At 52.2% G+C, this 13599-nt stretch carries 11 protein-coding genes and 1 riboswitch; of the genes, 8 read left to right on the top strand and 3 right to left on the bottom strand.

Annotated elements, in window-relative coordinates:
- Positions 1-4: 4 nt before the first annotated feature.
- Positions 5-3085: an efflux RND transporter permease subunit gene (locus ATY27_RS04815; protein WP_208930936.1), complete on the top strand. Its 3081-nt coding sequence runs from the start codon at positions 5-7 to the stop codon at positions 3083-3085.
- 98 nt (positions 3086-3183) lie between these two features.
- A riboswitch (yybP-ykoY riboswitch) is annotated at positions 3184-3367 on the top strand.
- 3 nt (positions 3368-3370) lie between these two features.
- Positions 3371-3940 carry a TMEM165/GDT1 family protein gene (locus ATY27_RS04810; RefSeq protein WP_208930937.1) on the top strand — a complete coding sequence of 190 codons (570 nt, stop codon included), beginning with the start codon at positions 3371-3373 and terminating at the stop codon, positions 3938-3940.
- Here the strand turns inward: ATY27_RS04810 and ATY27_RS04805 are convergent.
- Positions 3937-4545 carry a hypothetical protein gene (locus tag ATY27_RS04805; protein WP_208930938.1) on the bottom strand — a complete coding sequence of 203 codons (609 nt, stop codon included), beginning with the start codon at positions 4543-4545 and terminating at the stop codon, positions 3937-3939. The two genes, ATY27_RS04810 and ATY27_RS04805, sit on opposite strands and share 4 nt — an antisense overlap.
- 168 nt (positions 4546-4713) lie before the next feature.
- Between ATY27_RS04805 and ATY27_RS04800 the strand changes: the two genes are divergently transcribed.
- From ATY27_RS04800 to ATY27_RS04775, 6 genes are all read left to right on the top strand, one after another.
- Entirely contained in the window at positions 4714-5169 is a 456-nt protein-coding gene (locus ATY27_RS04800) for a DUF6265 family protein (protein WP_208930939.1), read from the top strand.
- 118 nt (positions 5170-5287) lie between these two features.
- A complete protein-coding gene (locus ATY27_RS04795) occupies positions 5288-7489 on the top strand; it encodes a YgiQ family radical SAM protein (RefSeq protein ID WP_208933423.1) in 2202 nt (733 codons plus the stop codon).
- Positions 7490-7512: 23 nt separating this feature from the next.
- Positions 7513-8094, top strand: coding sequence for a GNAT family N-acetyltransferase (locus ATY27_RS04790; RefSeq protein ID WP_208930940.1), 582 nt, complete (start codon positions 7513-7515; stop codon positions 8092-8094).
- Entirely contained in the window at positions 8095-8748 is a 654-nt protein-coding gene (locus ATY27_RS04785; protein ID WP_208930941.1) for a hypothetical protein, read from the top strand.
- Positions 8715-8945: a hypothetical protein gene (locus ATY27_RS04780; protein ID WP_208930942.1), complete on the top strand. Its 231-nt coding sequence runs from the start codon at positions 8715-8717 to the stop codon at positions 8943-8945. Before ATY27_RS04785 ends, ATY27_RS04780 begins: the two co-directional genes overlap by 34 nt.
- Before the next feature lie 78 nt (positions 8946-9023).
- The gene (locus tag ATY27_RS04775) at positions 9024-9434 is read left to right on the top strand and encodes a hypothetical protein (RefSeq protein ID WP_208930943.1); all 411 of its coding nucleotides are present in this window, start codon (positions 9024-9026) and stop codon (positions 9432-9434) included.
- Between the two features lie 15 nt (positions 9435-9449).
- Here the strand turns inward: ATY27_RS04775 and ygiD are convergent, their stop codons facing one another.
- Positions 9450-10232 carry a 4,5-DOPA dioxygenase extradiol gene (gene ygiD / locus ATY27_RS04770; protein ID WP_208930944.1) on the bottom strand — a complete coding sequence of 261 codons (783 nt, stop codon included), beginning with the start codon at positions 10230-10232 and terminating at the stop codon, positions 9450-9452.
- A 145-nt stretch (positions 10233-10377) separates the two neighbouring features.
- Positions 10378-13563 (bottom strand): amidohydrolase family protein, encoded by a 3186-nt coding sequence (locus tag ATY27_RS04765; RefSeq protein WP_208930945.1) that lies wholly within the window; start codon positions 13561-13563, stop codon positions 10378-10380.
- Positions 13564-13599: the final 36 nt, after the last annotated feature.

Genomic DNA, 13599 nt, shown 5'->3' with positions numbered 1-13599 from the left:
CGTCATGGAACATAAACCATTAGCGCTCACCCGGTTCGCGTTAAACCGCCCGGTTACCCTGTGTATGATGTTTTTATCATTTCTGGTGTTTGGTTTACTGGCCAGCCGGATGTTGCCGCTGGAGAATTTTCCAGGCATTGATATCCCGGAAATTTATATCAATGTGCCTTATCCGAATGCGACGCCGGCAGAGATAGAGCGCCTGATCACCAGACCAGTGGAAGAAGCGTTGTCGACCGTGACCGGCATCAAAAAAATGCGCTCGTTCTCGAAAGAAGACTCTGCAGAAATTGGTCTTGAATTCAATTGGGAAGAGAACATCAATACCAAGAGTATTGAAGTGCGCGAACGACTGGATGGCATCCGGCATTTGTTACCTAAAGACGTCGAGCGGGTGCTGGTGTTTCAGTTTAATACCAATGACATGCCGATTTTTCAGGTGCGTATTTCCAGTGAGCGGGACTTGTCGATGGCGTATGACCTGCTGGAACGGCAAGTGAAACGGCCACTGGAGCGGGTGCAGGGCGTATCGAAAGTGGAACTTTATGGCGTGGATAAACGTCAGGTCACGATCCGGTTACTGCCCGAACGGCTGCGGGCATTGCAACTGGATGCCGGCCAGCTGCTGCAGACACTGAACCAACAGAACTTTGCCATGACCGCCGGCGAGATCAGAAGCAAAGATGAAAGCATCCTGGTGAAACCAATTGGAGAATTTGAGTCACTGGACCAGATCAAACAATTGGCGATTGGCCGCGGTCTGCAATTGGGTGATGTCGCGGAAATCAAACTGGAACTGCCTAAACGCGTCGAAGGCCGCCGGCTGGATCAGCGCTATGCGGTCGGCATGAATGTGTTTAAAGAGTCGAATGCCAATTTAGTCGATGTATCGCGCGCCGCAATGAAAGTGATTGATCAGGCAGGTAAAGATCCGGCTTTTAATGGCATCAATATCTATGTGATGGATGATACCGGCAAAGGCGTGACCGAAAGTTTGTCCAATTTGCTCAGCTCCGGCGCCATCGGTGCATTGTTATCATTTATTGTGTTGTTCCTGTTTTTACGGCACACGCCTACCACATTGTTAGTGGTGTTGTCGGTGCCGGTATCCATCAGTATTACCCTGGGTCTGATGTATTTCCTTGACTACAGTCTGAACGTCCTCAGCATGATGGGCTTGATGTTGGCGGTGGGAATGCTGGTCGACAACTCAGTGGTGGTGGTGGAAAGTATTTTCCGCGAACGTGCGCTCGATGGTGATGTCCGTCGGGCGACCGAGCGGGGGGTTTATCGGGTCAGTCTGGCAGTGCTGGCAGGTACTGCGACCACTGCGATTGTGTTTTTGCCCAACATCATAGGTCAGAAAGTCGATGTGACGGTATTTCTTGAACATGTCGCGATTGCTATCACTATTGCGCTGACGGTGTCTTTGCTGATGGCATTGACGTTGATTCCGTTGTTATCAACCCGGATTAAAAGTATCACCGGGGCTGAACATGCTGAGCCATCGAAACTGGATAAATTTTATGGCCGTACTTTGCGCTGGACTATGGCACATCCGCGCTGGTCGACGCTGATTGCGGTCGCATTGTTGTTCAGTATTGCCATCCCGATGCAGTTTATTTCCGGCGGCGATGAGAATGAAGGCGATACCAACCGGCTGTTCCTGAACTACAACATTCAGTCGAACTATGCGCTGGCGGAAGTCGAGCAGGAAGTCAGCCGGATGGAGTCCTATTTGTATGCCAACAAAGAGAAATTCTATATCGATTCGGTGTACAGCTATTACACACCGGGATTTGCCGTGTCTACCATCATGTTTATCGACAAATTACCGGTGCCATTACAGCAGGTGAAAGATGCGATCCGTAAAGATTGGCCGGTGCTGGTGCGCGGAAAACCACAGTTTGGCTGGGGTGATGCCGGCGGTGGGATGCAACTGCATTTACTGGGTCCTTCCACACAACAACTGACCAAACTGTCACAGGAACTGGTGCCTGTACTGAGCCAAATTAAAGGGCTGGAAGATGTGCGTTCTGAAGTGCAGGGGGGACAGAAAGAGCTGCAGATCCGGCTGAAACACGACGAATTACAGCGTCAGGGCCTGACTGCCCAAAATGTGGCGCAAGCGATTAGTCTGGCCTTACGTGGTAATAACCTGCGAACTTTCCGCACCCTGGATCAAGGCGAAGTGCAATTACGGGTGTTGTACGACGAAAAAGTAAGTCACTCCAGACAGGAACTGGAATCTATTCCGGTGAAACAACAAGGCACCGAAGTGGTTCGCCTGGCCGAGGTTGCAACATTAACGGTCAGTGACCGTTTGGGTGAGATCCGCCGCTTTAACCGGCAGACCGGCCTCGCTGTTGGCATGAACCTGAACAAAGACCTGAAAATGGATGATGCGAAAGACCAGATCAAAAAAGTGATGGAACAACTGCAGTTACCGCCAGGATATAGTTGGTCGTTTGAAGGCAGCTTCCAGTATCAGGATGAAGCGCAGGGCATTATGCAAATTAACATGCTACTGGCTGTTGCGATGATTTATCTGGTGATGGCGGCGTTGTTTGAAAGTCTGTTATTGCCAACTGCGGTGATTGGCTCGCTGTTATTCTCGATGGTCGGCGTGTTCTGGGCATTTTTAGTCACCGGAACAACCATGGGCATCATGGGGATGATCGGCATGCTGGTACTGATGGGCATTGTGGTCAACAACGGTATTGTATTGGTGGACCGCATCAACCAGATGCGTGAGGAACAGCCGGACGCGGCCTTGGTACCGTTAATTGTTGAGGCCTGTGAAGCGCGGTTGCGGCCCATCCTGATGACAGTGTCGACCACGGTACTAGGCTTGATCCCACTGGCATTTGGCGATGCGACTATCGGTGGTGGTGGCCCCGGTTATGCGCCGATGGCAATCGCGATCATTGGGGGGCTGGTGTTCTCGACGCTGACCAGTTTGTTACTGGTGCCATTAACATACTGGGGACTAATTAGACTCGGCATGTGGTGGAGCCGGTTTAATGTCCGTGCGCGCAACCGTGCTGATCGCTGGCTGCCAAAAGCGGCGAAATCAGAAAGCTGATCATCCAGTCTGCGGCAGCGCAATAGTTCCGCGCTGCCGTTGTTTCTGTATTTGCATATTTTACTTGCCTGACGTTTTGCCGCTGCTTAGAATGCACGCTTCCTGACTTGGGGGAGTAATCGCCATAAGCACCCTGCTTATGGGTTGCCGTCAACATACTTGTGCCAATGCACATGGCGGCAGCGGGACTTGCAACAGCAATGTTCTGATGAGACCTGAGACAGCGTCGTGGCCCAATGCGGGAGCCACAACGTTGTCTTTGGCTTAATCCCGCTGAGTACCCAAATGGACGCTTTTATTTCCTCTTTTACCGGTGTCGCTATCGCGGAGATCGGTGACAAAACCCAGCTACTTTCGTTATTCCTTGCCGCCCGGTTTCGTGCCCGTGGCGCGATAGTGGCTGGCATTTTAGTCGCAACTTTACTCAATCACGCAGCGTCAGCCTGGTTTGGTGCCTGGGTTGCGCAGTTTATCCCGGCGGGTTGGCATGCCTGGTTATTAGGCGGCTCTTTTATCGCTGTGGCTTTGTGGTTATTGATCCCGGATAAAGACGACAGCGAAGAAAACGCCATGCTGAAATACGGGGCTTTTGCTGCCAGCACCGTGTTGTTTTTCCTCGCGGAAATTGGGGATAAAACGCAAATTGCCACTGTGATCCTGGCTGCAACCTATGATGCAACGACATTGGTCATCATTGGTACCACTCTGGGCATGCTGGCGGCCAATGTGCCGGTGGTGTATTTCGGCAAGTATATTCTGGAAGTAGTGCCACTGGACTGGGCACGCCGCGTGGCTTGCGGCGTGTTTATGCTGTTAGGTGTGCTGACGATTGCAAAAGGCATGGCCTGGATTTAAAACCGCAGGCTCAGCTCCACGCCGGCAAACCATTGACCATCATCTGGCTGGCCATGGACCCAAGGGTCCAGCGCCGCCAGATATTCTTGCTCATAACTGCGCAAATAGCGGTAGCGGCCAAAAGCACGCAGGGACAGGTTATTGAGTTCGATGCCGGCGCCTACGCCGGCGAACCAGTCAATCGGTCCCATCTTTTCATAATGACCACCCCAGCGATCATAATAATCCTCCTCTTCTTCATCAAAGATCAGTTCATCCAACGCCAGACCGACTTCACCATACAGGCTGATGTTGTCAAACACACCGACCCGTACGGAGGTGTCCAGATTGACAAAATCCAGCTCCGGCTGATAACCGTTATGCTGGCCGTTATTGTCACTCTGGTAAGTCGCAACGCCAACCGCCAGCTGAAAATGCCGACCGGTCTGAAACAACCCGCCGAGGGTGGTGATCTGACCAAGATCATTGGCTTCATAACTGACATATGGAGATAACCAGGACACATCCGGGTCATCGACATAAACGACAGAGTGGGCGTGGCTGGAACTACAAGCAAAAGGCGAAAGGAGCAATAACAAACCGGGTAAGACGCTGCGGGTGATCATTTGGCTGTCCTGAATTGTGGCGGGATCACAGCCAATCTAGGCGGCTTAAAATTAACAGTGACTTAATATGCTGTGGCATCTGTGGCGGCTGAAAAACTGCATTGTGGAAGCGCAGGGCGGCCAGCGCTATAGTCTGCTGCAACGCCCCTTATCTTTTGGAAAGAAATCATGCTGCGTCTGGTATTGATCCCTTTTAGTCTGTTGTTGAGCCAGCCCTGTCAGGCCGAATGTTCGCCTGCCACTGTGCTTGCCGGTCACTGGCAAAGCGACGCTAATCAAAAAGGCAGTTATTGGCAGGAGCAGTGGAGCAAACTCGATGTCAACAACTGGCAGGGGCAGGGCCGCACAGTTAATCAGGCCGGTGCTGAGACCGGACGTGAAGAATTGCGGCTGCTGCGGATGAGCGGGCAGTGGTTTTATCTGGCGAAGGTCAGCCACAACCCGCTGCCGGTGGCGTTTGCCCTGACTGAATGCAGTGCAAGCCGCTTGCAGTTCGACAATCCGGCGCATGATTTCCCGAAAAGGCTGGTCTATCAGGCAGATAACGACCGCTTGTCCGTGGATGTGTCAGACGGCGCCGGCAAAGGCTTTCAGCTGAAATTTAAGCGGCAAACCAGCCAGTAATGGCAGTCGCATTCAGCAGAATACTTGAGTATAATGCTCAACCTTTTTTCGAGGCCCATGAGACATGGCTATGACCAGCACCACAGTTCCATCCCGAAAATCCGCTCCGGTCGAGCGTATGTCCGCCGAACGCGGTCTGTTTTCTTATCCAAAGTACCGCGGCGACAATTTTAAACCGGCGCCATTTTTACCAATGAGCAAGGCCGAGATGGCGAAGCTGGGCTGGGACTGTTGCGACATTATCCTGGTGGTTGGCGATGCTTATGTCGACCACCCGAGTTTTGGTATGGCGGTGGTGGGACGGATGCTGGAAAGCCAGGGTTTTCGCGTCGGCATCATCGCGCAACCCGACTGGAACAGCAAAGATGATTTTATGCGCCTCGGCAAACCGAAGCTGTTCTTCGGTGTGTCTGCCGGCAATATGGACTCGATGATCAACCGCTATACGGCGGATAAAAAACTGCGCCACGACGATGCCTATACGCCGAATAATGAAGGCGGTAAGCGGCCGGATCGCGCGGTCATTGTGTATTCGCAGCGCTGTAAAGAAGCATTTAAAGATGTACCTGTGGTGATTGGCGGTATTGAAGCCAGTCTGCGCCGCATTGCACATTATGACTACTGGCAGGAAAAAGTCCGCCGCTCCATTATTTTTGATGCCAAGGCCGAATTGCTGATTTACGGCAATGCCGAGCGGCCGCTGGTAGAAGTGGCGCACCGCCTGGCCGCAGGTGAAGCCATCAGTACTTTGCAGGATATCCGTGGTACTGCCGTGATCCGCAAAGAGCCATTGCCCGATTGGCGTGGTGTTGATTCCACCGCTATTGATAAAGTCGGCAAAATCGACCCGGTGCCAAATCCCTATGGCGCTGACGACGTCGGTTGCAGCAGTTATTCTGAATTTGCTCAGGCCGGTATCGATTTGTCTAAACCGGCCGAAGTTGAAGCCAAGCCGATCCTGGTGCAGCCGCCACGGCAAAAACCGTGGGAAAAAACCTATGTGAAATTGCCGGCCTTTGAGCAGGTCAGCGTGAATAAACCGCTGTATGCGCATGCGTCGCGTATCCTGCATCAGGAAACCAATCCGGGTTGTGCCCGCGCTATTATGCAGCGCCATGGCGACCGCTCGGTTTGGCTTAATCCACCGGCGTTTCCGCTGACGACCGAAGAAATGGATGGCGTGTTTGGTCTGCCTTATCAGCGCGTGCCGCATCCGGTCTATGGCAAAGCCAAGATCCCGGCTTATGACATGATTAAAACCTCAGTCAATATCATGCGCGGTTGTTTTGGCGGCTGTTCTTTCTGTTCGATCACCGAACATGAAGGCCGCATTATTCAAAGTCGTTCACAAGAATCTATTTTGCGTGAAATTGAGGAAATTCGCGACAAAGTACCGGGTTTTACCGGCGTGATTTCCGATTTAGGTGGTCCTACCGCGAACATGTACCGGCTGCGCTGTAAAAATCCAAAAGCAGAACAAACCTGCCGCCGGCCATCCTGTGTCTATCCGACCATTTGTGAGCACATGGACACCGACCAAAGCCCAACGGTGGATTTGTATCGTGCCGCGCGCAAATTACCTGGCGTGAAGAAAGTACTGGTCGCTTCCGGCGTGCGTTATGATCTTGCGGTAGAAGATCCGAATTATGTGCGTGAGCTGGTGCAGCATCATGTCGGCGGCTACTTAAAAATTGCGCCGGAGCACACCGAAGATGGTCCATTGTCGAAGATGATGAAGCCGGGCATGGGCGCTTACGACAAGTTTAAGGCGATGTTCGATAAATACAGCCGTGAAGCCGGTAAAGAACAGTACCTGATCCCTTATTTTATTTCAGCGCACCCGGGCACCACCGATCTGGACATGGTGAATCTGGCACTGTGGTTAAAAGAGCGGGATTTCCGCCTCGACCAGGTGCAGAACTTCTATCCAAGCCCGATGGCCAATGCGACAACTATTTATCATACCGAATTGAATTCGCTTAAGAATTTGAAAGGGAATACCGAATCGGTGCCGGTACCCAAAGGCGAACGTCAACGTCGACTGCACAAAGCCTTGTTGCGTTACCATGATCCGGCGGGCTGGCCGATGATCCGCGAAGCGCTGCAGAAAATGGGTTTGAGTAAGCTCATTGGCAAAGGCAAACAATGCCTGGTGCCGGAAGAAACACGGGACGAGAAAAACCTGAAGCCCAAAGCTGGTGGCAAAATTGCCGTGACCAAACACACCGGCATGAATCCGGTAAAAGAAGCACTGATCCGCAAACAACAGCAGATCTCCAAATCATCCGGTCATGCGTCCTTTAAAAAAGGTAAAGGCTAAGCGAACACGCAGGAAGCAGTTTGATGGCTGAAATTTTAACGACGCCGAGGCTGCAGTTGCGGCCATTTACCCTGGTTGATGTGCCGGCGATGTACCGACTCGGCGCAGATCCGGCCGTGATGCGTTATATCGGTTCGGCGCCGATGCAGACTGAAGATGAGGCCTTGGCTTATCTGCAAAGCCATCCGCTGGCGGATTATCAGCGCACCGGCTTTGGCCGCCTGGCGATAACCTTGCCAGAAAGTGACGATATCATTGGTTTTTGCGGCCTGAAATGGGTTGATGAAATTAATGGCTTCGATTTAGGTTACCGCCTGTTACCACAGTATTGGGGGCAGGGACTGGTAGTTGAAGCGGCTTTGGCCGTACTTGATGATGCGCACAGGCGTTCAGTTTGTTGCCCACAAGGCCTGCGGCAGGATCAGATCTTCGGCTTAGTCCATCCGGACAATCTCAGTTCGATTCGGGTGCTGGAAAAACTCGGGTTTACCTATCAACAAGATATTCGGTTTAGTTTACTGCCGGATTTAGCGGTGCGACAGTACGGCCTGAAGCTGGACTGTGCTAGCATGAGCGCCGGTTTTTCAACAGATTCAGGTACATAGATGCACTGGTCCATCGAACAAATCCCGCTGAGACTCCGGGCTGCGGCTGCAGGTGTATGCCTGTATCTGCTGTGGCCTGTTGCTCATGCCCCACAGTGGCAATGGCAGGCGTTATGGCAGTCCGAAGCTGAAACGGCAACTGCATTGGCACCGTTGTTGTCCTTTTATACCAAATATGGTGAACAGGCACTGCCGGCGCTGCAGGCACAGCTGGAACTGAATAAATTGCGTGATTTGGAGCTTGCGCTTATTGCCGATAATGCTGGATTCTCCGATCAGAGCCGTGACGATAGCTGGGCCGAAGCCACAGAGTTTATGATTGCACATGTGGCACAGAATGTCGGCGCGAACGAGTTGCGCATATACGACAGCGAATGCCGCAACAATTTATGCCGGATCGAGCTGGCCGCACCGAAGGGACTGAGTCCGGAATTTCGCGCGCTGGTGCTTAAATATGCGTCGACATTAAAAGCTGGTGATTTGGAATTTCATGATCTGCAAGAAGGCAAAGATCGCATCATGCTGGAGCTTAAATCCGACAAACGGCTGCAATATGGGTATTTTGCCGAACGCGCATTAAAACCAGCCGAACGTGAACAATGGTTAGCAGAGGTAAAAGCATGGCTTGGCACCCAACAACAGAACAAAAAGTAGCGGCAGGCTATTTTGTCGCAGGCTTTTGCGCCATCGCACTGCTTGATGCTGTTGCGACGCAGTTGCTGCCAAAACCTGCAGTGCTGGCATCACAGCCGGTTTTAAGCAAAGCCATGTTGCAGCAGGATGTAACCCTTGAACAGTGGAGCAACGCCGCTGAGCGTCTGGAAGAGAAGCGAAAACTGGCCAGATTATAATTCGTTACTCACGCTTGACTACCTGCGTTGTCTGTGGCAATCATTGAGACAGCTAAGTTCAAAGTCGTGGTCTGTATAATGCGGTCAATTACAGTGTTCTTACGTTATCTTGCTGCCTTTTTGGCTGGCGCCGCCGTGGTTGCAGTTCCGGGTTACATTTTGGGGCTGTTTTTTATGATCTCTACACCGCTTGGGGAAATGAGCCTGGTAAAAGGTGAGATTGTGATGTTAAAGGGCACGGGTCAACATCTTGAACCGCAATTTGCCAAAATGCGAAAACGTCACTGCTTGTTTTTACGTGGTTCGCTGGAAAACTTGCAGGCATTAAACCAGTCGCAGTTGCCATCCTATCGCTTCGAGAACTATGACTATATGAAGCAAAGCGCTGAAGAAACGCTGCGCCTGCTCAAAGATACCAGCTATTGTGAGCCTGCCGATTATCAGCAATATCTCGACAATATGAAAATGCTGGAGCTCACACCGTTGTAATTGATTTTCCGAAGATCATTGCCCGCCAATCCGCAAACTATGCATGGCGAGATTGCCCAGCGTAAAATCCTGATTAAACCAAAACAACGACTCCGCTGTGTACGCAGCGCCAAGCAGATAAAACAGCGGCAGCAAGTGATCCGGATGCGGCACTGCCAGCGCTGCCGCCTGGCCCCAGCTGCGGTAATCTGTAAGTTTTTGCCAGTCGCGGCTGGCGATACAGCGCTGTACCTGCTGTAAGAATTGCGCTGCCCAGTTTGGTGCAGGGCCGTCGCGCCAATCCAGTAAAGCTAAGTTGTGGACTATGTTTCCCGACGCCATGATAAGCACACCTTCGGCGCGTAATGTCGCCAGTTTTCTGCCCACCAGTAAATGCCAGGCAGCATCTTTTTGACTGTCGATCGACAACTGCACCACAGGCACATCGGCTGCAGGGAAGGCATGGCAAAGGACTGACCATGCACCGTGGTCAAAGCCCCACTGACTGTCTGGCTGTACGCCAACCTCGGCCAGTAATTCCAGTAACAATCCGGCAAGGGCTGGCGAACCCGGTGCTGGATATTGCTGCTGGTACAAAGCTGGCGGAAAACCACCAAAATCATGGATGGTGCGTGGGTTGGGGTCTGTCAGTACACGTAGGCCTGGTTTATCCCAGTGCGCCGAAATCAGCAGAATTGCTTTTGGTTTCAGGTTCGCAGCGATCTGGCGCCACTGCTCTGTCCAGCGGTTCGACTCCAGCGCATTCATTGGACTGCCATGACCGAGAAATAACATTGGCATCAGAACTTTCACAGACACGTCAGACTCCTCACTACAAATTTGCAACAGCATAAAGGTGCAACCAGCCGCCGAAAAGTGCATAAAAAATGTCGAACAGGTGCAGAAAATAGCAAGAAAAACGCCGGCAATTACCGGCGTTTGGTTTCACAGCAGCAGACTAAATTTAGTGTTTTTCGAAGTAAAACGGCACACGTTGTTGTTGCTGGCCATTCAGCTCGTGCATCGTTTCCGCGTCAAACAGGCGGCCATTCACCATCGTATATTGCACCCGGTCGCTTTGACGGATATCCACCAGTGGGTTGCCGTCGATGACTATCAGGTCAGCCAGTTTGCCGGCTTCAACCGAGCCTAACTGGTGGTCCATGCCAAAGGTCTTGGCTGGATTAATGGTGGCCGTTTTCAGCGCTTGCAACGGGCTCATGCCGCCCTGAGCAAACATCCAAATCTCCCAGTGCGCACCTAAACTTTCGCGTTGGCCATGCGCACCGATATTGGTGATCACGCCTTCATCGCTCAGTTCCTTCGCCATTTTAGCGATGCTGAAATGGTTGTAATGTGAATCTGGCGCTGTCGGGCGGCGCATACTACGCGGCCGTAACTCATCCATTGGCACATATTTCGACAAGCGCGGATGTTTCCACACCTCGGTTTTGTCATACCAGTAGTTTTCGCCCCAAATACCGCCATAGGCCACCACTAAGGTTGGGGTATAAGCGGTTTTGGTGGCGCGCCACAACTGTTTGACATCGTCATACAGTTTCGCGGCGGGCAGAGAATGCTCCAGCGTGGTATGGCCATCAACGGCCATGCTGAGGTTGTGCTGTAGCAACGAACCACCTTCAGGCACCACCATCATCTCGAGTTCTCGGGCCGCCTGAATGACTTGCTGACGTTGATTGCGCCGCGGTTGGTTGTAGCTCTTCACCGAAAACGCGCCAACTTTCTTTAACCGCTCCAGATGGAACCTGGCGTCGTCGACGCTATCGACATGCGAGGTATAACCAGCGCCATAAGCACCGTATAAAATAGTGCCGGTGGAGAAGATGCGTGGGCCAACAATCTGACCGGTTTTTTGCATTTCACTGGCAGTGAAAATTTCCTGTGTGTCGTTCGACGGGTCGTGGATACTGGTGACACCCAGCGCCAGCGACGCATAGTTGGCGTAATTTTGCTGCGGAATGATTTGATTGACGCCCTGACTGCCATGCGCATGCGCATCAAACAAACCTGGCATCAGAGTCTTGCCTTTGATATCGATGACTTTGGCGCCTGTCGGGACTTTCACTTCTGCAGCGGAACCAACCGCTTTGATTTTGTTCCCCTCAATCAGCACGACACCGTCGGCAATCACTTGATCACCAGCCATAGTGATGACCTGACCACCGACAAAGGCAACCAGTCCCTGCGCCTGATAAGCCGGGGTGGCAAAACTGATGTTCTGGCCGTTGGCGACTTTAAAGCTGTCTGCGGCTTTATCACTGCCGACGGCAAAAACGCTGCTGAGATTGGCGTGATAGAGTTCAGGACCGAGATTCCAGTACAGCTGTTTGCTGTTACCGCTCCAACTGATGTTTTCACCTGCGCGCACCGATAACTGGCGCACCGGGAACTGGGTATCGCTGCCGCTGATATCAATCGAGGCGCCACGCTCGGCAAAAGGCGTGACGTACACTTTGAAGCGGTCGGCAAAAGCGACGTATTTGCCATCCGGCGATACTTTAAACTCAGTACCGTATTTGGCGCTGTAGAGTGTGCGTTGGGTTTGTGTTGCGAGGTCGATCGCCAGTAAAGTCGGTGACTGACCGTAATCCATCGCAAAGATCCGGTCATTGCGCTCCGCAAAATGCGGCGCAAAGCCGTTGCGGCTGACCAGCTTCATCTTACCGCCTGCGGCCGGTACAGTGTAAATGCCGGTATTCAGCGACCAGCGTTTGTCGAGCAGACTACCGGCGCCGCCTTTACGGAAGACCAGCGTGTTGCCGTCCGGACTGAAAGATGGTTCCAGGTATTTGCCCGGCTCACTGACCACGGTTTTCACCTGATTGCTTGTTAAATCAATGACTTTGATTTGACCTTGTTGCTGGTCCTGCCAGCTGACATATACCAGCTTTTTGCCGTCACGCGAGAATTGCGGGTACAGTTCAAACTGCTCGTTTTGCGCGGTCAGACGCTGCGGTTTACCGCCTTTCGCGGCAACTTTGTATAAGTGGCCCAGCGCGGAATACACAATGGTATTGCCATCCGGTGACGCCTGGACAAATCGCAGCATCTTCACGTCAACCTGGTCGTGGTCCAAATCCTGTTTGTAGCGAACCGCTTGCTGGATTTTTTTCTCGACATCGACTTTAAACGGGATCTGCGCCACTTGTTTGCTGGCGACATCCAGTTTTTGGATCTTGCCGCCGGCCCAGAACACTATGGCTTTGTTATCCGGTGTCCAGCTCATCTGTGGGTATACGCCGTGAATGGCCCAGGTTTCCTGCATATCGCGATCAAGCTTGCCATACAGCTCAGTGGTTTCTCCGGATTCGAGGTTGTACAGCATCAGCGTGGTCTGAAAATCGATGCGGCGGATATAAGCGAGGAATTTTCCGTCCGGTGATGGGGTTGGGCGAATGGCACCGCCGGCACCTTCTAATAACACCTCGATTTTGCCGGTTTCCCGCTCAAAGCGTTTAATGACATAAATGCCTTGCTCAGAATCTTTGCTGTAGTGGAAAGTTTTACCTGGCGTATCGTCTTGCGAGAAATAAACATATTTGCCATCTGGTGAAAAAGCCGGTTCGCCTAAGTCTTTCTCATCATTGGCCTTTTCAGTCAGCATCACGCCGCTGCCACCAGACTTATGGTATTGCCAGACTTCACCGGCGCCGAGCGAGCGGGTATTGGTGAAATGTTTGCGCGCGACAATAAATTCGCCGTCCGGGCTCCAGGCCGGGCTATTGAGCAAACGGAACGTCTCATCCGTCACGGCATGGGCATTGCTGCCATCGGCGTTCATCAACCAGATATTGTCGCCACCGCCTTCATCTGAAGTGTAAGTAATATATTTGCCATCAGGGCTGAAGCTTGGCTGCATTTGCCAGCCGATATCCGAAGTCAGACGTTTGGCGCTGCCGCCACTGACCGGCATACTGTAAATGTCACCCAGTACATCAAACACCAGTGTTTTGCCATCGGGACTCACATCCACATTCATCCAGGTGCCGCTGTCGGTGTTGATTTGCACCGTTTCGAATTTACCTTGTGGGGCATTGACGTCCCATTGCGCTTTTTTATCTGCGGCCAATGCCGGGAAAAGAGCAGAGCTGACACAAAGTGCCAGTAATGCCGGTTGCCATTTGTTCATAGATATCCCTGGGATTGATGTCTGCTGTTGCAGATC

Source organism: Rheinheimera sp. F8 (genome assembly GCF_001518915.1).
Note: the sequence above shows the minus strand (reverse complement) of the source record. Positions and strands in the feature narration are given on the sequence as shown.